This window comes from Magnetospirillum sp. (genome assembly GCA_027532905.1).
Taxonomy (GTDB): Bacteria; Pseudomonadota; Alphaproteobacteria; order CACIAM-22H2; family CACIAM-22H2; genus Tagaea.
In genome coordinates, this window is record JAPZUA010000004.1 from 537,542 (window position 1) to 557,957 (window position 20,416).

24 protein-coding genes and 1 tRNA gene are annotated in these 20,416 nt (G+C 64.4%); 11 read left to right on the forward strand and 14 right to left on the reverse strand.

Going from position 1 to position 20,416, the window contains the following annotated elements; translation table 11 throughout:
* Window positions 1-29 precede the first annotated feature (29 nt).
* The 8 genes from rlmH to rplU form a co-directional block, all read right to left on the reverse strand.
* Entirely contained in the window at window positions 30-512 is a 483-nt protein-coding gene (gene rlmH / locus O9320_16475) for a 23S rRNA (pseudouridine(1915)-N(3))-methyltransferase RlmH (GenBank protein MCZ8312444.1), read from the reverse strand.
* 13 nt (window positions 513-525) lie between these two features.
* On the reverse strand, window positions 526-903 hold the full coding sequence (rsfS, locus tag O9320_16480) for a ribosome silencing factor (GenBank protein MCZ8312445.1): 378 nt from the start codon (window positions 901-903) through the stop codon (window positions 526-528).
* 27 nt (window positions 904-930) lie between these two features.
* Window positions 931-1,599 (reverse strand): nicotinate-nucleotide adenylyltransferase, encoded by a 669-nt coding sequence (locus O9320_16485; GenBank protein MCZ8312446.1) that lies wholly within the window; start codon window positions 1,597-1,599, stop codon window positions 931-933.
* Entirely contained in the window at window positions 1,596-2,882 is a 1,287-nt protein-coding gene (locus O9320_16490) for a glutamate-5-semialdehyde dehydrogenase (GenBank protein MCZ8312447.1), read from the reverse strand. The genes O9320_16485 and O9320_16490 overlap by 4 nt, the downstream gene beginning before the upstream one ends.
* A gap of 31 nt (window positions 2,883-2,913) precedes the next feature.
* Window positions 2,914-4,026, reverse strand: coding sequence for a glutamate 5-kinase (gene proB, locus O9320_16495; protein ID MCZ8312448.1), 1,113 nt, complete (start codon window positions 4,024-4,026; stop codon window positions 2,914-2,916).
* A complete protein-coding gene (gene obgE / locus O9320_16500) occupies window positions 4,023-5,078 on the reverse strand; it encodes a GTPase ObgE (GenBank protein ID MCZ8312449.1) in 1,056 nt (351 codons plus the stop codon). The genes proB and obgE overlap by 4 nt, the downstream gene beginning before the upstream one ends.
* 94 nt (window positions 5,079-5,172) lie before the next feature.
* Window positions 5,173-5,460 (reverse strand): 50S ribosomal protein L27, encoded by a 288-nt coding sequence (gene rpmA / locus O9320_16505; protein ID MCZ8312450.1) that lies wholly within the window; start codon window positions 5,458-5,460, stop codon window positions 5,173-5,175.
* Window positions 5,461-5,474: 14 nt separating this feature from the next.
* On the reverse strand, window positions 5,475-5,789 hold the full coding sequence (gene rplU / locus O9320_16510) for a 50S ribosomal protein L21 (GenBank protein MCZ8312451.1): 315 nt from the start codon (window positions 5,787-5,789) through the stop codon (window positions 5,475-5,477).
* Between the two features lie 199 nt (window positions 5,790-5,988).
* Here rplU and O9320_16515 point away from each other — a divergent pair, with 199 nt between their 5' ends.
* The 6 genes from O9320_16515 (at window position 5,989) to O9320_16540 (ending at window position 10,461) form a co-directional block, all read left to right on the forward strand.
* A complete protein-coding gene (locus O9320_16515) occupies window positions 5,989-6,990 on the forward strand; it encodes a lysylphosphatidylglycerol synthase transmembrane domain-containing protein (GenBank protein MCZ8312452.1) in 1,002 nt (333 codons plus the stop codon).
* Window positions 6,991-7,062: 72 nt separating this feature from the next.
* Window positions 7,063-7,152 (forward strand) — tRNA-Ser (locus O9320_16520).
* A gap of 54 nt (window positions 7,153-7,206) precedes the next feature.
* Window positions 7,207-7,581, forward strand: a complete 375-nt coding sequence (locus tag O9320_16525; protein MCZ8312453.1) for an MGMT family protein — start codon at window positions 7,207-7,209, stop codon at window positions 7,579-7,581.
* 105 nt (window positions 7,582-7,686) lie between these two features.
* The gene (locus O9320_16530; GenBank protein MCZ8312454.1) at window positions 7,687-8,505 is read left to right on the forward strand and encodes a MotA/TolQ/ExbB proton channel family protein; all 819 of its coding nucleotides are present in this window, start codon (window positions 7,687-7,689) and stop codon (window positions 8,503-8,505) included.
* Window positions 8,495-9,376: a flagellar motor protein MotB gene (locus tag O9320_16535; protein ID MCZ8312455.1), complete on the forward strand. Its 882-nt coding sequence runs from the start codon at window positions 8,495-8,497 to the stop codon at window positions 9,374-9,376. The genes O9320_16530 and O9320_16535 overlap by 11 nt, the downstream gene beginning before the upstream one ends.
* Window positions 9,373-10,461, forward strand: a complete 1,089-nt coding sequence (locus O9320_16540) for a hypothetical protein (GenBank protein MCZ8312456.1) — start codon at window positions 9,373-9,375, stop codon at window positions 10,459-10,461. The genes O9320_16535 and O9320_16540 overlap by 4 nt, the downstream gene beginning before the upstream one ends.
* On the opposite strand, the gene O9320_16545 is transcribed toward O9320_16540, so the two are convergent.
* From O9320_16545 to O9320_16560, 4 genes are all read right to left on the reverse strand, one after another.
* Complete coding sequence (locus tag O9320_16545) at window positions 10,442-10,726, reverse strand: hypothetical protein (GenBank protein ID MCZ8312457.1); 285 nt, start codon at window positions 10,724-10,726, stop codon at window positions 10,442-10,444. The genes O9320_16540 and O9320_16545 overlap by 20 nt on opposite strands.
* Window positions 10,727-10,807: 81 nt before the next feature.
* Complete coding sequence (locus O9320_16550; protein MCZ8312458.1) at window positions 10,808-12,031, reverse strand: MFS transporter; 1,224 nt, start codon at window positions 12,029-12,031, stop codon at window positions 10,808-10,810.
* Window positions 12,032-12,301: 270 nt separating this feature from the next.
* Window positions 12,302-13,822 (reverse strand): M48 family metalloprotease, encoded by a 1,521-nt coding sequence (locus tag O9320_16555; GenBank protein MCZ8312459.1) that lies wholly within the window; start codon window positions 13,820-13,822, stop codon window positions 12,302-12,304.
* A gap of 47 nt (window positions 13,823-13,869) precedes the next feature.
* Window positions 13,870-14,325, reverse strand: a complete 456-nt coding sequence (locus O9320_16560; protein ID MCZ8312460.1) for a DUF2177 family protein — start codon at window positions 14,323-14,325, stop codon at window positions 13,870-13,872.
* Between the two features lie 239 nt (window positions 14,326-14,564).
* On the opposite strand from O9320_16560, the gene O9320_16565 reads away from it, so the two are divergent.
* Window positions 14,565-15,101 carry a hypothetical protein gene (locus tag O9320_16565; protein MCZ8312461.1) on the forward strand — a complete coding sequence of 179 codons (537 nt, stop codon included), beginning with the start codon at window positions 14,565-14,567 and terminating at the stop codon, window positions 15,099-15,101.
* Between the two features lie 180 nt (window positions 15,102-15,281).
* Here the strand turns inward: O9320_16565 and O9320_16570 are convergent, their stop codons facing one another.
* Window positions 15,282-17,246: a cache domain-containing protein gene (locus O9320_16570; protein MCZ8312462.1), complete on the reverse strand. Its 1,965-nt coding sequence runs from the start codon at window positions 17,244-17,246 to the stop codon at window positions 15,282-15,284.
* Window positions 17,247-17,458: 212 nt separating this feature from the next.
* Here O9320_16570 and O9320_16575 point away from each other — a divergent pair, with 212 nt between their 5' ends.
* Genes O9320_16575 through O9320_16590 form a run of 4 tightly spaced genes read left to right on the forward strand, consistent with a single transcriptional unit; the run spans window position 17,459 to window position 19,650 of the window.
* Entirely contained in the window at window positions 17,459-18,064 is a 606-nt protein-coding gene (locus O9320_16575) for a TetR/AcrR family transcriptional regulator (GenBank protein MCZ8312463.1), read from the forward strand.
* Window positions 18,065-18,079: 15 nt separating this feature from the next.
* Window positions 18,080-18,604 carry an SRPBCC family protein gene (locus O9320_16580; GenBank protein ID MCZ8312464.1) on the forward strand — a complete coding sequence of 175 codons (525 nt, stop codon included), beginning with the start codon at window positions 18,080-18,082 and terminating at the stop codon, window positions 18,602-18,604.
* Window positions 18,605-18,629: 25 nt separating this feature from the next.
* Window positions 18,630-19,103 (forward strand): VOC family protein, encoded by a 474-nt coding sequence (locus O9320_16585; protein ID MCZ8312465.1) that lies wholly within the window; start codon window positions 18,630-18,632, stop codon window positions 19,101-19,103.
* 13 nt (window positions 19,104-19,116) lie between these two features.
* Complete coding sequence (locus O9320_16590) at window positions 19,117-19,650, forward strand: SRPBCC family protein (protein MCZ8312466.1); 534 nt, start codon at window positions 19,117-19,119, stop codon at window positions 19,648-19,650.
* A 606-nt stretch (window positions 19,651-20,256) separates the two neighbouring features.
* Here O9320_16590 and O9320_16595 read toward each other — a convergent pair.
* Window positions 20,257-20,415, reverse strand: coding sequence for a flagellin (locus tag O9320_16595; protein ID MCZ8312467.1), 159 nt, complete (start codon window positions 20,413-20,415; stop codon window positions 20,257-20,259).
* Window position 20,416 lies beyond the last annotated feature (1 nt).

The window sequence follows — 20,416 nt, forward strand, 5'->3', positions numbered from 1 at the left end:
GCGACTCGATTCGCAAAAAGTCGCTTATTTTAGGCGCGGTGGTAGGGGTGTCCAGCCAACAGCGAAGCTGCGCGCCACAATTGTTCGGCCAGCATCGCGCGCGCGAGCAGATGCGGCCATGTCATGGCGCCTAGCGACAGGCGAAAACGCGCTTGTGCCAGCAACGACGCATCGAGCCCGTCCGCCCCGCCGATCGCAAACGCCACGTCGCCGTTGCCGTCGTCGCGCCAGGCGGCAAGCTTCGACGCGAATTCTTCGGTCGACAGCGTTTTGCCGCGCGGATCGAGCGCCACCAGAAAAGCACCGTCCGGCACTTGCGCCAGCAGCTTTTCGGCTTCCGCGCGCTTGCGGCCGGCCGCGTCGGCTTTGTCTTTGGGCTTGGCCTCGATCTCGCAGCAGTCGAGCGGGCCGATGCCCGCCGGGCTCGCCGTCAGGCGCTTGGCATATTCGCCGACAAGCGCATCCTCGGGCGAGCCGCGCGCGCGGCCCGCTGCCACGATCGTGACGCGCATCCCGGCTCAGCGCTTAAGCATGCGCTGCGGCCGGCTCTTCCCAATCGTCGGCCCACATTTTCTCGAGCCCGTACTGGGCGCGGATTTCGGGCCGGAACAGGTGCACGACGATGTCGCCACCGTCGATCAGCACCCAATCGCCCTGGTCGGCACCCTCGATGCGGATGCCTTTGAGGCCTTTGCCCTCCAGCTTCTCGACGACGTGCTGGGCCATGGATTGGATGTGGCGGCTCGAGAGGCCGCTGGCGACGATCATGTAGTCGGCGATCGAGCTTTTGCCGGCGAGGTCGATGACGACCGGGTCGGCGGCTTTGTCGTCGTCGAGCGTTTTGGCGACGAGTTTAAGGACCGTTTTGGGCGCGGATACGGTCTTGCGCTTTGTCGTGGCGATCGCGTGTCTCCCGAGTTGGTCGTACGGTTAACGGTGCGAACGTGGCGGCGAGTTGCTGGTCTTGGTTCGCGCGGAGGGCCATGGGGTTTTGAGGCCCGCACGGATCCGCGTGGCAGAGGCCGGATGCAGGCGGACCGGAAAGTACGCCCACGCCGGCGGCGCGAACGTGCCCAAACGGCGGACCCGACGGGATCCGATTTGGGCTGTGGAAAAGGCCCGAGCCGCCTTTGCGACCAATGCTTTGTTAGAATACGTCGGGCGCGCGAAAACGGCAATGACCATCGTGTTAAAAATTTTCCGCCAACGCTGCCAACGGTCGAACTGGAGCAGATTGTCGGCTCCCATCAGCCACACGAACTGCGTGCGCGGAAAACGCCGCGCGCAGGCTTCGAGCGTGTCGGCGGTGAAGCGCGTGCCCAGCCACGTCTCCAGCGCAACCGCCTTTATGCGCGGATGGCCCGCGCACACGGCCTTGGCGCTCGCAAGCCGTGCCGCCAAAGGCGCCATGCCGCTTGCTTCTTTGAGCGGATTTTGCGGGCTCACGATGAGCCAGACTTCGTCGAGATCGAGGCGCTTCAAGGCTTCGCGCGCGATATGCGCGTGGCCTTCGTGGGCGGGATTGAACGAACCGCCGAACAGACCCACGCGACGCTTGGGCGCCAATCCCAGACGATAGAGAGGCGGGGCGATGCTCAAGGCCGCGTCTGCCCAGCCCCACGCACGACGTATTTGTAGGTCGTGAGCTGTTCGGCCCCGACGGGTCCGCGCGGCGGCAAGCGGCCGGTCGAAATACCGATCTCGGCGCCGAAGCCGAACTCGGCGCCGTCGGCGAACTGCGTGGACGCATTGTGCAGCACGATCGCGGAATCGACGCGCGACAAAAACGCCTCGGCAGCCGAAGCATCGCCCGCGACGATCGCGTCCGTGTGGTGCGAGCCGTAGGCGTTGACATGGTCGATCGCCGCATCGAGCCCATCGACGATTTTGACGGCCAGGATCGCGTCGAGATATTCGGTCGTCCAATCGGCGTCGGTTGCGGCAAGCGCGCGGCGATCGATTTTCTGCACGTCGGCGTCGCCGCGAATTTCGCAGCCCGCCGCGATCAGATCGTCGAGGATGGCGGGCAGATGCGTAGGTGCGGCCGCCCGGTCGACCAGCAGCGTTTCGGTTGCCCCGCATACCGAGACGCGGCGCATCTTGGCGTTCATCGTGACTTTGCGCGCCATGTCGATGTCGGCCGATTCGTGGATGTAGGTGTGGCACAGCCCTTCGAGATGCGCGATCACGGGAATGTGCGTTTCCTTCATCACGCGTTCGATTAGGCTCTTGCCGCCGCGCGGCACGATCGTGTCGATATAGCGGTGCATGGCGAGCATGTGGCCCACCGCCGCGCGGTCGCGCGTGGGTACCAACTGCACGGCGTCTTCCGGCAGACCCGATGCAGCCAACGCGGCGCGGATCGCAGCCACGATCGCTTGCGACGAATGGAAGCTCTCCTGGCCCCCGCGCAGGATCGCGGCATTGCCGGATTTGACGCACAAGGCGCCCGCGTCAGCCGTCACGTTCGGGCGCGCTTCGTAGATGATGCCGATCACGCCGATGGGAACGGCAACGCGCGAGATCATCAGCCCGTTTGGCCGATTCCAGCCCTGCAGAATCGAGCCGACCGGATCGGGCAACGCCGCGACGTCTTCGAGACCCTTGGCGATGGCCTCGATGCGCTTGATGTCGAGACGCGAACGGTCGACCATCGCGAGCGAATTGCCAGCCTCGACCGCAAACGCGACGTCGGCAGCATTTGCCTCGAGAATCGCATCGGATGCCGCGCGGATCTTGTCGGCCGCCATGCGCAGGGCCGCACTTTTTTTCTTGGCCGGAGCGACCGCGAGCAACGAAGCCGCACGCCGTGCGGCAAGGCCCATCGCTTCCATCGCGGCTTTGAGGGGGAGGTCTTGTGCGGCCATCGATTCGGCTTTCATCGGCACTATTCTAACGAGCGGGATCGGCAGTTCAAACCGGGCCCATCGCGAGATCGTCGCGATGGATGATTTCGTCGCGGCCGCGATAGCCCAGCAATTCTTCGATATCGGACGAACGGCGACCTTGGATCCGCGCAATATCGGCGGCGGCATAGGCGCTCAAACCACGTGCCACTTCGCGGCCCGCCCGGTCGCGCACACGGATCGCATCGCCGCGCTCGAATGCCCCTTCGACGCCGACCACGCCTGCGGGCAGCAAGCTCTTGCCCTGGCCCAACGCGCGCACGGCCCCGTCGTCGATCACGACAGCGCCAGCGGGTTCGACCGTACCCGCAATCCAGCGTTTGCGCGCCGAAGCGGGGCTGCCCTGCGGCACGAACCAGGTGCAGCGCGCCCCCTGTTCGAGCGCTTGCAGCGGACGCAAGCGCTTGCCGGACGCGATCGCCATGCGGCACCCGGCACCAAGTGCGATGCGCGCGGCCCCCAGCTTCGTGACCATGCCGCCCGACGAATAGCCGGGCCGTGCTTCGCCGGCCATCGCGAGAATCTCCGGCGTAAGGTCGGTAACTTCCGGCAAATGGCGGGCGGCGGGATCGCGATGCGGATCGGCGGTATAGAGCCCGTCGATATCCGACAGCAACACGAGTGCGTCGGCCGATGCCATCTGCGCCACGCGTGCGGCAAGGCGATCATTGTCGCCGAAACGCAGCTCCTCGGTTGCGACCGTGTCGTTCTCGTTGATGATCGGCACCGCCCCTGTCTCAAGCAAGGTCGCGACCGTGGCGCGTGCGTTGAGGTGGCGGCGGCGTTCTTCGGTGTCGTCGGGTGTCAGCAGCAATTGCGCACCCACGAGACCGCGCGCGGCCAACGCTTGAAGCCACGCATGGGCAAGCCATACTTGGCCGGTCGCGGCGGCCGCTTGCTTTTCTTCGATCTTCAGCACGCGCGTGCCGTAGCCGAGCTTCCAGCGCCCGATCGCGACGGCACCCGACGTGACCACGATCACGTCGAGGCCGCGGGATTTCAGCATCGCCACATCGTCGGCGAGGCCGGCGAGCCAATCGGCGCGCACGCCGCCCTCGGCATCGACCATCAGCGCCGAGCCCGTCTTCACGACGAGGCGTTTGACGTTTTCGAAATTCATCTGTCGTCGTCGCTGCGCATGGCTTCGCGCTCGGCGCGATCGGCGGCCCGGCGCGCGCCGACAGGGACTGCCAAGGCGCGCAGCACGTCCGTCACACCCGTTCCTGCGGCACCCGACAAGGCGAGTACAAGCGAGTTCGGGCTGCGCTTCTTGGCCGCGCGCTTCAGCAAGGCCAGCGCCTTCTTGATGGCATCCGGATCGAGCGCGTCGATTTTGTTGAGGCCGACAATCTCGGGCTTTTCGGCCACCCCGTGGCCATAGGTTTCGAGCTCGTCGCGGATTTGGTTGTAGGCGGCCGAGACCTTCTCTTGCGTGCCGTCGATCAGATGCAAGACCGCCCCGCAACGCTCGACATGGCCCAAGAAGCGATGGCCGAGGCCCTTGCCTTCGGCCGCCCCCGCGATGAGGCCCGGCAGGTCGGCGATCACGAGCTCGTCCTCGTCGATGCGCACCACGCCCAATTGCGGCTTCAGCGTGGTGAACGGATAGTCGGCGATCTTGGGCTTGGCCGAGGTGGTGGCGGCAAGGAACGTCGATTTGCCGGCGTTCGGCAAGCCCACGAGGCCCACATCGGCGATCAGTTTCAAGCGCAGCCAAATCCAGCGCTCGTCGCCCTTCCAGCCGGGCCCTGCTTGGCGCGGCGCTTGGTTCGTCGAGGATTTGTAGTGCGTGTTGCCGAAGCCGCCGTCGCCACCCTTGCACAGGCGCACGCGCTGGCCCGCCTCGCGCATGTCGACGATCAGCGATTCCTGGTCGTCGTGCAGCACGGCCGTACCCACCGGCACTTTCAGCACGATGTCTTTGCCGCCGGCCCCGGATTTTTGGCGGCCCTCGCCGTGATGGCCCTTTTCGGCCTTGAAATGCTGCTGGTAGCGATAATCGATCAGCGTGTTGAGGTTGGCGACCGCTTCGATCCAGATGTCGCCGCCCTTGCCGCCATCGCCGCCGTCGGGGCCGCCATATTCGATGAATTTCTCGCGCCGAAAGCTGACCGAACCGGCACCGCCGTCGCCCGCTTTGACGAAGATCTTGCATTGATCGAGAAATTTCATCTTTTTTCAGGTCCAAAAACGAGAAAAGGGAACGGCCTGGCGCCGTTCCCTTGTCTGGCAGAACCGCCTGTCGTCGGGCGGAATGTGGGACGGCTTACTCGGCGGCGACGGCCACCGGCGCCGGCTCGACCGACGCTGCCTCGACCGAAACGATCGTCTTGCCGCCGGCCTTGCGGAAAACCAGCTTGCCGGTCTTCAGCGCGAACAGCGTATGGTCGCGGCCCATGCCGACTTCCTTGCCCGCGATGTAGACGGTGCCGCGCTGGCGGACCAGAATGTTGCCCGCGAGGACGACCTGGCCGCCCGCGCGCTTGAGGCCGAGACGGCGACCGGCTGTGTCGCGCCCGTTGCGCGAAGAACCGCCTGCTTTTTTATGCGCCATTTCCCGATACTCCCTTAGGCGACCTTGATGTCGACGATGCGCAGCGTCGTTTCGAACTGGCGATGCCCGTTCTTGCGGCGCGAATTCTGGCGGCGGCGCTTCTTGAAGATGATGATCTTCTCGCCCTTGCCCTGCGCCAATACCGTGGCGGTGACCTTGGCGCCGGCAACGGTCGGGCTACCGACGGTGGCCTTGCCGGCGTCGGTGACCATCAGCACGTCGCCGAACTCGACGGTCTTGCCAGCTTCGGCTTCGAGCTTCTCGACGACGATGACGTCGTTCTTGGCGACCTTGTACTGCTTGCCGCCGGTGCGAATGACTGCGTACATTTTGCTTATCCCTCGGGTGCTATCGGCAGCCGAAAATCGGCCAACCGAGCCTGCCCCGGTCTTTCAAAGAGCGCGCACTATACTTACAGGACTTCGACTGTCAAGCGGCGTGCCGGAAAATCGCGTGACCGAGCCTGGGCCGCCTGCTACACCGGCCCCCGCAATGTCCGCTTCCGCCCCGGAAAAGTCCAGCAACACCTTGAAAAGACTTGCAGTGCGCTGGGCTTGGGTGCCGGTCATGGCACTTGCCGTCGCAGCTCTGCTGCGTTTTGTCGATTTGGCGGAAGTCGGCCAGGCGCTGGGGCGCGCCGATCCATGGCAGGTGGCGGCCATGATCGGCGTGTGGCTCGTATGGCTGGCCGTGCGGCCCTTGCGCATGCGGATATTGCTGCGCGCAACCGCCCCGGCGACCCAAGTGGCCTACAACGACGCCTACGGCGCGCACGCTTTAGGCAATGCAATCAATAGCTTGCTGCCGATGCGCGCGGGCGAATTCGCGATGATGTGGGTGCTTGCAAGGCGCGCGCAGGTGGCCCTGCCCGCCTCGTTTTCGGCGATCGTGCTCGACCGGTTGTGCGATCTAGCAGCGGCCCTCGCGGTGCTGATCCTCGCGATTTTTCTGATGCCAAACCCGCCGGCCATAGTCGTCGAAGGGATCGAGATCGTAACGGCCGTGCTCGTCGTCGGCATGGCGCTTGTCGCCGCCGCCGTGCGCCTGCGCGCCCAGGCTTTGCGCTTGGTTGCCCTGCTCACGCCGCGACGCTGGCATGGGGCAGTGCTGCATCGGCTTGAAGATTTGCTGCAAGGGCTCGGCGTTTTGGCGCGGCCCGCCGTGTTCGTGCAGGCGGTCGCCTTGTCGGCCGTCATTTGGGGCTTGGCGGTCGTGTCTTTCACGGCCGGGATCGCTTCGGTGTGGCCGGATGCCACGTTCGCGATGGGGGCTTTTACGGTCGGCGTGGTTGCGATGGCGTTTCTGGTACCCGCCGCCCCCGGCGGGATCGGCGTATTCCATGCCGCGATCGTATTCGCCCTCGCCTTTTACGGCGTGCCGGCCGCCACAGCGCTTGCCTATGCGCTGATCAGCCACGCGTTGACCTTCACCGTGGGGATCGCGGTGGCGGCGGCCTGGACGCTCTATAACGGCCTCGATCCGCGCGAGTTCGCGCGCGCCAACGCCGCCCGCGACGCGGACTTGAAGTAGGGGCGTTTGGCGCACTTGCGCTTCGCAGCATTTGGCATTAGACATGCCCGCCTTTACGACAGCCTTTCGTGCGGACAGGTGGCCGAGTGGCTGAAGGCGTCAGTCTCGAAAACTGAAATACCGGCAACGGTATCGCGAGTTCGAATCTCGCCCTGTCCGCCATCTTTCCTCGCATCGGCCGCCGCGGCGCTGCGGGGCGTTCTTTTGAAACGCGCGATGGCAAAACCTTCCGTCGCCTACGCCAAAATGCGCAAAGCCCTGCTGGCCGCCGTGCGCCGCATTCCCAAGGGTCGCGTCGCCGAGGCCAAGCGCCTTGCTGAATCGCTGAACATTCCTGCGCGCCATGTCGTTTACATGCTCGCGCAATTGGCGCCCGACGAAAAAGAGCTCGTGCCGTGGCATCGCGTGGCGCCGACGGGCGGCGATTTCGGCAAACCAAATGGACGCACGAAGCGCCACATCGAACAACTGAAGCTGCTGGCGGACGAAGGCTTGCTGCTCGCAGACGGACGCCGCCTTGCTCTGTCGGCCGACCGCCTTTGGCAGCCCGAGGAAACGCATTGCAACACGATCTGGGCCGACGAACCCTGAAGCTGCGACGGCGCACCCGTTGTTCTGCACTGCGATTGACATAACGCAATGCATGCGAAGGCCGTTCGCGACACGCTTTGACGTAAGTGAAAGTCGAGGCAGAGCGTGGCGACGAAAGTTAGCTTCCAAAAGCGGCCGCAGATACGCGGCGGACAGGGTCTTTCGACCGGTATTGGCGTCTTCGGCGCGGTCGCGCTGATCGCGTTCGTGGTGATCTACGAGGGCCGCGACAGCCATTTCCTCGATACTGTCGGCATTGCGATCGTGCTTGGCGGCACGGTCGCGGCGGCGTTTCTCGCCTACCGACTCGACGAAATCCGCGGCGCACTTGCCTCGGCCATCGACGTGTTCCGCGAAGACCGCTCGCTCGACGGCGATCTCAGCGACCTCGTGGCGTTCGCGCGCGCCACGAGCAGGCACAATATCGCCGACGCCGAAGCGCGGCTCAAAGCAATCCGCAGCCCGTTCCTGAAACTCGGGCTGCAGATGTGCCTCGACGATTCGCCGACCGACGACATTCTCACCGTAATGAACTGGCGCGTGCAGAAATTCGCCGAGCGCGAATCGCTGCCGGCACGCTTCTACCGCACGCTGGCGGGCTTCGCGCCCGCGTTCGGGCTGCTCGCCACGCTGACCGGGCTCATCGGCATGATGGGCAAGCTCGGCACGGCCGATGTGCGCGCCGTGGGCGCCAGCATGGCGATCGCGTTGCTCGCCACGTTCTACGGCCTCATCCTCGCGAATCTCATTTTCAAGCCGGTCGCCATCAAGCTCGAACAGCGCACGCAGCGCCGCGTGCAGATGCTGAACATCATGCTCGCCGGCATCGTGCTGCTGCGCGTCGGCAAGTCGCCCGCCATGATCCAGGAATCGCTCGAGGCGATGGTGCGCGAGGTCAGCGACGAGGTCGGCAATGCCGACTGATCCCGTCCCCGACGACGCGCAGCAGACGGCCGACGCCGGCACGCGCAACCTCATCCGTGCCGCGACGCGCGGCGCCGGGTGCGGCGGCATTGGCGGCATGCCGTCCGGCGACGAGGGCGAAGGCGATCTGTGGCTGATCAGCTATGCCGACATGATGACGCTCCTATTCGCGGTGTTCGTGATCGTCGTGTCGATCGTCGGGATGACGCCGCACGACAAGACCGGCGACCGCGTCGTCCCGCCCGCGCGCCTGCCCGCGGCCGCAACGCTTGATCTGCCGCCGGCCCCGGCCCCCATTGTGCTGGGCCTTACCGACACGCTCGGGCTCATCGCCCCGCGCCTCGAGCACGGGCTGCCGCAATCGCCGGACGCGGCTGTCCGCGCGCCAGCGGGTGCGCCAGCGGGTGCGTTCGACGGCGAACCGCGCGCCGACGGCGACGCGCTCGCGGGCTTGCGCGAGTCCGGGCTCGGCAATGCCGATGCGGCGGTTGCTAACCGTTATCTCGCCTCGATCGGGCTCGGCGAATTGGGCGCGTTGGTCGTGCGCGGGCAACGCATCGCGTTTGCGATCGACATTCGCGCACTGTTCGAGGCGCGCAGCTGGGCTGCCATGCGCGACGTCGAGGTCGGCGACGACGGGCGGCGCATCCTGGCACGGCTCTATCCGCTGCTCGCCGCCCAGCGCGACCTCACGATCGAGACCGCAGGCCCAAGCTGGGAATGGGCGGCGATGCGCGGCGGTGCGGTGGCACGCCTGCTTGCCGATCTCGGCATCCCGCCTCGCGCGATCGCCCTCGACGTGCGGCGCGAAGCCGACGCGCGCAGCGACCGCATCCCTTCCCCTCTCATTCTGTCATGGCGCGCGCAATGAGCAAAAACGGCACACTCGGCCATATCGGCGGCGCTTTGCTGCTCGACGCGCGCGAAACGCGCGAGCGCGAAATACCGAAGCTCAGCCGCTTCTTTGCGCAATTCACCGACGACCGCCTCGGCGGCAAGCACCACAGCCTCGCCGCAGTCGCGGACGGCGTGCATCTGCTCGTGGTCGGCCCGCACGATTCGGCCGTGGCGGCTGCCGTCGGTGCGGATCTTGCGCGCTGCACCACGCGCCTTGGCTTCGGCACGCTGCGCTGGCGGCTCTACCATCTGCCGGGCGAACGCGCCGATCTGATGGCCCAGATCGAAACGCTGCGCGCCGCTCCGTTGCATGAAGCGGCATCGCCGATCGACGGCATCGCCAAGGTCGAAGCGGCACTCGGCGGCGCGGACGCGTCGGAATTCCTGCGCGAACGTCCGGTCTACGCGCTCGATCCGGCCGGCGACAAGATCGCCTTCACCGACACCGAAGTGATGCTCGATGCGGTCGGCGCGCTTGCCGGCGTCGAGATCGCGGGCAATTCGTGGCTCGTCGAGCGGGCGAGCACGCTCGTCGAGCGGCGCATGCTGCGGCACGTAGCGGCCGCCACGCGCGCGCGCGAACAGCCGATCTGCCTGCATTTCCATTCGCGCTTCGCCGAAGACGACTTCTTCAAGACGCTGGTCGATCAGCTTTCGAGCGTCGCCAAAGAACGGCTGATCCTCGATTTCTCGGCGCTCGATGCGCACGAAAATCCCGATCGCCTGTCCGCGATCATGGCGCGGCTGCAGGATGCCGGCATTGCCGTCGCCCTTTCGCAGATCGAATGGCCGGCGATCGACGCGATCGCAGGCCATGCGGCCAAAGCCGCCTGGCTCAAAGGCCGGTTCGATCCGGCCGTGTCCGCAAGCCATGCGCTGCTCACGCTCGGTGCCTCGCGCTGCGTGGCGGTGGATCTTGCCACGCCCGCCCTTGCGGAGGCCGCCGCGCAAATGGGCTTCGTCAATATTGAAGGCGCTGGGGCCGACAGTTTTGCCGCCCAGCGCCGCAGCCGCCTGCTGCGCGCCCAACCCGAAAAGCTCAGTTTCCCTCGACCGTGACGACACCCTGCGGCGACAGCGAGATCTTGCGCACCACGCCGTCTTTCGAAGCCGTGGCGTGCCAATAGCTGTCGCAGCCTTTTTTGAGGCCTTTGACATCTTTGTAGTCTGCTTCTCGAATCGATTTCGTCGCGGTTGCGGCCGTCGAGGCATCGATTTTGACGCCGGCATCGCACGCCGCCACAGCCGGCGGCGACATTGCCAAGAAGCCGCCGAAAAGGGCCGCCGAAAACAGCAGAAGGGCCGCAGCATTTTTCAAAGACATTGTACTCTCCACGAGACGGGTTTGCGTCGCAAGCGGCGATCCTGGGTCGCCCTGCAACGCCCGCCTAGCGACGGCAACTACCTAGCGCGTGCCCGCGTGCGATGGCTGGCGCGGCAGAAAAACAGTCAAAACGCCGAGCAATGGCAGATAGGCGCAGATTGCGTAGACCTCTTCGATGCTCATCGTGTCGGCAAGCCAGCCGATCGCCGCAGCCCCGAGCCCGCCAAGCCCGAACGAGAAGCCGAAGAACAGCCCCGCCACCATGCCGATACGGCCCGGCATCAGTTCTTGCGCATAAACGAGAATCGCCGAGAAGGCCGACGACATCATGAGCCCGATCACGAGCGACAGCGCCAATGTCGCTTCGAGGCCCGCATAGGGCATCGCGAGCGTGAACGGCAGCGGCCCAAGAATGGAGAACCAGATGATCGGGATGCGCCCGACCTTGTCGCCGAACCAACCGCCCGCCAACGTGCCAAGCGCCAACGATGCCAGGAACGCAAACAACGCGATCTGCGCGAATTGGATCGAAACGTCGAACTTTTCGATCAGATAGAACGTGTAATAGGAGTTGAGGCTCGCCGTATAGAACGTCTTCGAGAAGATCAGCGCCACCAGTACGGCCACCGCAAACGCGACCGTGCGCCGCGGCAGCGGCAGTGTGGCGCTCGCGGCCCGCGTGCGGGCACCGGCGCGCGCACCCGCACGCCGCTGCTCGGCGTACCAGCGGCCGACCGCAAACAGGATCGACATCGCGACAAACGCGGCCGCCGAAAACCAGACGATGCTGGTCTGGCCGTGCGGCACGATGATGAAGGCCGCGAGCAAGGGCCCGATCGCCGAGCCCGAATTGCCGCCGACCTGGAACAGCGACTGCGCAAGCCCGTGCCGGCCGCCGGAGGCGAGCCGCGCCACGCGCGACGCTTCCGGGTGGAACACCGCCGAGCCGATGCCGATCAACGCGGCGGCCCCGAGAATAACGGGATAGCTTGCGGCCTGCGACATCAGCACGAGGCCGCACAAAGTGAAGCCCATGCCGACGGAAAGCGAATACGGCATCGGGCGCTTGTCGGTCGTGGCCCCGACGAGCGGCTGCAGCAGCGAGGCCGTGCATTGGAACGCGAGCGTGATGAGGCCGATCTGCGCATAGTCGAGCGCGTAGGATTCTTTGAGCAGCGGATAGATCGCCGGCACCATCGACTGCATCATGTCGTTCAGCATGTGGCAGAAGCTGAGCGAGAAGATCACCGCAAAAGCCGAATCGTCTGCGCGTGTTGTCGGCAATACGGCTCTGTCGTCGGGCATCGTGGCGTTCCTTGGGATGGCTTGCGCTTACACAAGAAATAGCACGATCTGGGCCAGGCGAAATCGGCAATCGCCGTTGCGCGCGCACGTACGGCGCAGATCGGACTCGACCTTGCGCGCAACGACCGATGCTTTGCTCGAGAAAAAACGTTTCTTGGGGGAAGCCATGACGGCGCGTGCGGCCCTCTTTCGATTTGGCGACGCCTCCACCGCTCGATGGCGATCCGCCAGGACGGCCCGCGACAACGGGCCTGTCCGGCCGCCGCCCGCCTATTTGTCGGCGACGATCTTCACGCGGCGGCCGGGGACGAGCGCTTCGCCCGGTTTCAGCCCGTTATAGACTCTGAACCGATCGAGTTCGAAACCGTCTTGCGTGGCCATGCGCTGTGCCAACGATTCGGGCGTGTCGCCGGCCCGAATCGTTACGATCCGGATGCGCAAAGGCTCGACGCGGCGCGCTTGCGCCTCGGTCAGCGCGCGGAACGAATAGGTCGTCCGCCGGAATGCCTCGGTGAAGTTTGCGGCGACCGCCGTGGGCGCTGCCAAGACCATCCTGTACATCGTGCCGTCGGGATGGCGGATTGCGACCAAGCGCAGATCGGCGTTTCCGCCCTCGCCGCGCGCGCGCAATGCACCGGTTGCGGCCGGCATGCCGTTGATCGCAATGCGCTCGACAATCTGCAAGGGCGCGCCCTTTGCCCAAATGTCGGCGAGGTAGGCCGAGGGATCGGAAGCGGCACCGGCCGGTGCGGCGTCGAGCTTGATCGTCGCACCGTCGGGGCCGCGCGCGCGCACGGCATCCTCGCCGTTGGCGATGCGGAACCCATCGGGTACTTCGAAGCGGATGCGAAGCTTTGGATGGACAAAAACATTGGCGCGCGCGAAGCCGGACTCCGCATCGCCGCCATAGGCCATACCGTCGATCGCATTGAGATATTCAAGCTCGCCCAGACGCGGGCTGGCGACCACCGTCATGCCCTGGTCGCGCGCGGCATCGGTTGCCGCGACAACGCGGTCGGCGGTGCGCGGATGCGATTGCAGAATGCTGAACGTGTCAGCCGCCTCCGCCGGGCGGCCCAGCATCTTGGTTTCGAGCTGCGAAGCTTCGCCGAGTTTGGACAGCATGTCGGCGGCTTCGCGCGGATCGAAACCTTCTGCTGCCATGTAACGTACGCCGAGCTTGTCGGCTTCGAATTCCTGCTCGCGCGAGAAGCCGGCAAGCCAGACCGAAGCTCCGCCTTCGCCGACCTGCGACGCGAGATTGCCCGCATCCTGCGAGCCGGTCAGCACGGCCACACCGAGGCCCAGGATGCCGGTGAAGATGCTCGCGGCCTGGCCGCCGCTGACGCGTTCGGCCGTGTGCCGCGCCGTGACATGGCCGATCTCGTGGCCGACCACCGAGGCGAACTCGGCTTCGTTCGACATCAGCGCCAACAAACCCCTTGTCACGTACACGTAGCCGCCCGGCAATGCGAACGCGTTGTAGATGTCGCTGTTGATGACCGTGAAAACAAACGGCTTGCCGGCGTTTTCGCTGCGCGCCACCAGGGCTTCGCCGAGTTTCTGGACATAGACGGCGAGTTTAGGGTTCGCATAAGCGCCGCCGAACTCGGCCAGCACCAGCGGATGCTGTTCGCGCCCGATGCTGGCCTCTTCCTCGGGCGGGACGAAGGCGGTGAATTGGTTGCGGCCGGTCGCGGCGTTCTCAGCACAGCCGACCATGCCGGTCGCAGCGCCGAAAACGAAACAGGCGGCAAAGAGACCGGCGCGCAATCGAGTTTTTTCGACCATGCCGCAACTCTTGCCCGCAACCGAGCCGGCCGAGCAAGCTTCGGAATCTACGCGGCGCCCGCTTTGCTGGCCCATCTTGCCGCCGCTGCGACAGCGCCTGCGCAGGCGAGCGCACTTGCGAAACCTCCCCATGCCATGTCGGCTGCGGCAACCGCCGCCGGAAAATCCTTGAGGGTCGCAAGATTGGTAAGGTCGTAGGTGCCGTAGGCGACGAGGCCGAACGCGGCACCGGTCGCTGCGACCCGCAACAGCCCATCGCCGCGCTCGAGTGCCGGGACGATCACGAAGAACGCCAAGCCGGCCGCATAGAGCAAATAAAACGCCGCCGCGGGCGCCCAAGAAACCGTCGGCGCCATCAATGCCCCCAGCTGGGAACGGTAGAAATCTTTGGCGATCCAGCCAAGCCATGCGCCGTCGAGTACAAGCATTATCGCAAGTGCGGCCGCGTAGAGCAGCATCGCTTCGGCGCCTGCGATCGCGCGCCCGTTTTCCAATTGCGCCATGTCTACTTTTTCGCCCGTCTTGCTTCGAGGAAGTACTGCCGCTTGCGCGCAAGCCAAGTATGGACGCAATTTCGGTCGCGCGCACACCCGGTGCAAATACGTATTGGCAGCCGCACGGCCCGCCGGTTCGCGGTTGCGTAGTTTCCGACGCTGCCGCACTACGCGCGCTTCGATAGCGTCGCGCGCGGCTTCGATGCTTCAAGCGCGGCCGCAATCGAAAACGTTCTCGGGAAAAAATCTTGCAAAGAACCTTATATTGGCTCCTCGGCAGCGTTGCTACCTGCCTGCTCTGTGTCGCAAGTCTGATCGGCCTGTTCGATTGGAACTGGCTGCGCGCGCTGGTTGTTGCAGCGGGCGCTGCCGGGTCGGGGCGTCGTCTTGCGATCGACCGGATCGACGGCGAATGGGCGTGGCGACCGCGTTTGCGCATCAACGGCGTGATGTCGTCGCGGCTGATTTTGCTCGATACGGTCGCTACGGCGCTCACCGTCGAAGGCGAGGCCAATCTCGCCGACGAGACCCTCAATCTGCAAGCGAATGCGCATGCCAAAGACACGAGCCTGCTCAGCGCGCGTTCGCCGATCCATGTCGGCGGCTTTTTTGCCGCACCGACGGTCGGGATCGACGCGGGGCAGCTCGGGGCCCGCATTGCGGGTGCCGTTGCGCTTGGGGTGCTGCTGACGCCGTTGGCGGCGATCCTCGCCTTCATCGATCCGAGCCTCACCGGCGACAGCGATTGGGGCGAACTCTTGCGCGAAAACCCGATCAAGCAATGAACGAAACCCAGGCGGCGCGCCGGCGCCGTTCGGGTTCGCATGCACCAACCCCGGCATCGAGGAGAATCAAATGGGACGCGGCATATTGCTTTGGCTGATCGGCGTACCGATCCCGGTCATCATCCTGCTCTACATCTTCTTGCGCTAGCGGCCGCGCGGGGCAAGCTCTGCGCCGCGCGGCTAGGCCACTTTAAGCTGGCTCGCAAGAACCGCGCTACAGACGCGCTGCACGGCTTCGGACTGCGCCAAGCTGACGCCGACGCTATCCCCATCGCTTCGCGCAATGCGTCCGCTGAGCAGGCCTTCGATGCCCGCAACCAACACGGTGACGGGCACGCCCGGGGCTGCCCTGACGGAACCGACGATGCGGCAGCCGGCGCCCGAAATGTCGACCAAACGCACGTCGATCGTCCGTCCGCCGACGGTAACCTTTGCCGCCATGTCGCAAGCGTGGCGCTCGAACATGCGACGTTCGCCCGCATTGTTTACGGCAGAAAGAAACTCTTCGACCTCGCCACGCAGTTCACCCGTCTGTCGCGAAAGGTCGCCCGAGGCGGAAAGAACTTCGCCAGCGGCCGTACCGGTTTCTTTTGCCGCTCGCGTTACCTGCACGATTGCGCTCGTGACGGATGCTGTCGAATCGCTCGCGTTCTGGACATTGCGGACGATCTCTTGCGTCGCCGCATTTTGTTCCTCGACCGCCGCCGCAATGGCAGAAGAAATCTCGCTGACATTCGTGATAATCGCCGAGACTTTGCGCAGCGAATCCGAGGCCGCGCCGGTTGCGCCCTGGACCGCCTTGATCTTTGCCGCGATTTCGTCGGTCGCGCGGCTCGTCTGGTTTGCCAGGTTTTTGACTTCGCTTGCCACGACGGCAAAGCCTTTGCCCGCCTCGCCCGCGCGCGCCGCTTCGATCGTGGCGTTGAGCGCCAAGAGGTTGGTACGTCCGGCGATGTCGTTGATCAGTCGGACGACATCCCCAATTTGGGAGGCCGCATCGACGAGGCTCGAGACGATGCCGTCGGTTCGTTGCGTTTCGTGGACAGCGTCCGCCGCGATGCGGGTCGCCTGCTCGACCTGGCGCCCGATCTCGCGGACAGTTGCGAGCATCTCTTCGGTTGCACCTGCGACGGTCGCAAGGTTTTCAGAACTATGCGTCGCCGAGCGCGTGACCTGTTCTGCCTGTACGCGCGTCGTGTCGGCCGTGTCGGTCATCGCGCTCGACGTCGCCTGCATCTTGGCGGCGGCGGCGGAGAGCGTATTGAGCACGCCCGATACCGCCGAATTGAACTCCGTCGTCACGAGTTCGACAGATTGCGTGCGTCTTTCTTTTGCACTGCGTTCGGCTTTCGCCAATTCTTCGAGACGACGCTGCTCGCGGCCGCGGGCGATGAAAATTTCGAGCGCAGCAGCGAGCGCGCCGATTTCGTCTTCGGTTTTGAAATCGGCGACCGAGATTTCGAGATTGCCGTTGGCGGCTTCGCCGACCAACCCCACCATGGCACCAAGCGGACGCGCGATCGTGCGCGACATGAAGTAACTCGCCGCGAAGACAGCGCCGCCGAGTAGCGCCACGACGATGCCGAATTTTAAGCTCGTCCGGACAAGTTGGTCGTTGACGTCGTCGATATAGACGCCCGATCCGATAATCCATCCCCAGGGTTCGAAACTGCGCACGAAGGAAATTTTTTCGACAGAATTGTCATTGCCAGGTTTGGGCCAAAGATAGGCGACGAAGCCCGAGCCGTTCGTGCGGGCCGTTTCGGCAAAGCGGCGGAACAAGAAATTTCCGTTTGGGTCCTTGATGTCGCCGACGTTTTTGCCGTCGAGATCGGGCCGGATCGGGTGCATGATGATATTGGGAACAGCATCTTGGGCCCAAACATAGTCGTCGTCGCCGTAGCGGACGGCTTTGATCGCATTCAACGTCGCTGTCTTTGCCGCATCAATGGCAATAGTACCGGCGCGCACGTCGCTTTCGTATTTTGCGGCGATCTTCGAAGCAGCATCGACGACAGCAGCACTTCGACGACCAGCATCATCGCGCATCTGGCTTTGCATGGTGAACAAGGCAGCAAGCGCGAGGCCGATCAATCCTGCCAGCGTGAAGCAGGGAATGACGACGAGTTTCGTTGATATTTTCACTGAACCCCCTAGGGCGCGGCTCACCGTGTCCGAGCGCGCCAGAAAAGAGAATCCTCTAATTACATTTATTTATAGTTAAAGTCGGCTGAAACTTTTGTTTACAACTTTTTGTCGTATCGCCAGCCCCTAGCTCACACTTCGCGAAGATCTTTGACTTGCAAACATACCGACTAGTTGGTATTTTTAGCCGGAACCATCAAGGCAATCATCGAATGGTCCGTACAAACACAGCCCGCGACAAGATTCTCTCCGCCGCTTTCTCGGTCATCCGAACGAAGGGCTATTCGGCAACGACCGTCGACGATTTGTGCGTCGCAGCTGGCGTCACCAAGGGTGCGTTCTTCCATCATTTCGAAAGCAAGGATGCGCTGGGCGTTGCGGCGGCCAACCATTGGTCGGCAGCGACCAGCGGCTTTTTCGCCTCGGCGCCCTATCATGGGCACGCCGATCCGCTTGATCGCGTTCTGGGCTATCTCGACTTCCGCCGCGACATTCTGCAGGGCACGTTGCCCGAGTTCACGTGCCTCGTCGGTACGATGGTGCAGGAGGTTCATCAAACGAGCCCTGCCATCGCCGCCGCGTGCGATGCTTCGATCGACGGCCATGCCGAAACGATCGAAGCCGATATCGCCGAAGCTATGGAGCGCTACGACATCGAGGCCGACTGGACCGCCAAGGGCCTTGCGCTGCACACCCAGGCCGTCCTGCAAGGAGCTTTCATCCTCGCCAAGGCGAAGGGCGGCCCCGCGATCGCCGCCGACAGCATTCGCCATCTCAAACGCTATATCGGCTTTCTGTTCGGCCGCCCGCAAACTTGAAGGAAGGAAACGACGATGGCGATTTCCAACGTTATGCCCGCATCGAGCGCCAACACGCTCAGCATCGTCCGTCGCATCGACGCGCCGCGTGCCGTCGTCTGGCGCTGCTGGACGCAGCCGGAACTCCTGAAGGCGTGGTATTGCCCGAAGCCCTGGCGGGTTATCGAGGCTTCCCTCGACTTACGTCCAGGCGGGCGTTCGAACACGGTTTTCGAGGGCCCGAACGGCGAGCGGCACGACAACAACGGCATCTATTTGGAAATCGTGCCGAAGGAGCGTCTCGTTTTCACCGACGCCTTCACCGAAGGATTCCTGCCGAAAGACGGGGCACCGTTCATGACGGGCTTTGTGCATCTCTCGGACGCGCCGAATGGCGGCACGGACATGCACTGGGGTGCCCGTCACTGGACGGCGGAGGACAAGGCCAAGCACGAAGCAATGGGCTTCGAAGCGGGCTGGTCCGCCGCCGCCGCCCAGCTCGACGAGCTCGCACAGCGGGTCGCGGCCGGCTCGGCACCCGGTTCTGCGGCGTTGGCTTGAAACAAAAACAACAGAGGGAAAGCCAGTGAAATCAATCGTGCCCTGCCTCTGGTTCGACGCGAACGCCGAAGAAGCCGCAACCTTCTACGTGTCGCTTCTACCCAAAAGCCGGATCGACGCCGTGCACAGGGCGCCCGCCGACTATCCCTCGGGCAAAGCGGGCGCTGTCCTGACGGTCGAGTTCACGCTGCTCGGCCGACCGTTTCTCGGGCTCAACGGCGGACCGCGTTTCACCTTCAACGAAGCATTGTCCTTCCAGATCCCGGTGGAGACGCAAGCCGAGGTCGATCGCTTGAGCGATGCGCTTTCGGCGGTGCCGGCGGCGGAGCAATGCGGCTGGGTGAAGGACCGCTTCGGCCTGTCCTGGCAGATCGTGCCGGTGCAGCTCGTGCAGCTGATCTGCGATCCCGATCCTTCGCGCGCCAAGCGCGTTTTCACAGCCATGATGGACATGAAGCGCATCGACATCGCGGTCATTCTGGCCGCCGCCGAAGCATGAAGGGAGCGTCGGGATGCTAAAGCTGCTCGCCATAGTCCTTTTTGGATTGGTCGTCGCGGTCGGCGCCCTTGTTGCCTATGCCGCAACCAAGCCCGACAGCTTCCGTGTTGTCCGGTCGCTGACGATCGCAGCGCCGCCCGACCGGCTGTTCGCGTTGATCAACGACATGCGCGGCTTCAATCGATGGAACCCGTACGAGCGGAAAGATCCGGGCAGGGGGACATACGGAAGCGCGCAAGCCGGTATCGGCGCGTCCTATGCCTGGGACAGCCCGAAACTGGGCAAGGGCGCCATGACAATCGTGGATGCTGCAGCACCCGGACGGGTTGTCATGCGCCTCGATTTCGAAACGCCCTTCAAGGCGCGAAACAGCGCCACTTTCACGATCATGCCGCACGACGGCGGCTCGGAAGTAAGCTGGGCGATGGAGGGGCCGGCACCGCTCGTCACCAAGGTGATGGACACGGTGATCGGCATGGACAAGATCATCGGCGGCGACTTCGAAGAAGGCCTGCGCAATCTGAAGGAAATTGCCGAGAAGCCGTGAACGAGGCCGGCGCCGCGAGCGGTACCGGCGCGGCGGGGCGTCGTTTCAGAGATGTGGGTTTGGCACAGTTGAATTGCGCGTTCTTTTGAACGATGCCCTCGCCAATAAAGCGCAGTACGGGGCGATGTCCGGCAGATCGCTTCGACCGACACGTACGCCAATTGTCAGGCCGGCTGGCAGAATTCCGGCGTTTTTCCCGCCCGAATTTTTCGGCAACCGCACAGAAAGGAAGCCGACATGCAACGCATCGATTCAGGCGTGCCGCCTTCGGCTGCGCCCAAACCTAGCGTGCGCACAGCCGGCATCGCTGGGGCCGACAGCTTCCGTATTGTCCGCCCGCTGACGATCGGGGCGCTGCTCGACCCGGCGCGTTTTTGTCTGCGGCGTGGCGTGCCGTATCGGGTGAAGCTAAGCGCTATTCGACGCCGTATCCAAGGAACTCGGGGGCAGGCCAACACGCGGCAGACGCCGGCCCGGGCGACCTTCAAAGAAAAGCTTTCGACCTGCTGCCGATTTTTTGAGGTGAATGATCCAATGAATACGGGGACGGTCCGAAGACCGTCCCCGCGATACGTTTATCGAGAGCGCGTCCGAAGACGCGGGAAGTTAGCGGAACAGACCCAACAGAACCGAGGGCTGCTGGTTGGCGATCGACAGCGACTGGATGCCGAGCTGCTGGCGAACCTGCAGCGCCTGCACCGAAGCCGAAGCCTTGCCGATGTCCGCGTCGACGATGGCGCCGAGACCGGTCGTCGTTGCGTCCACG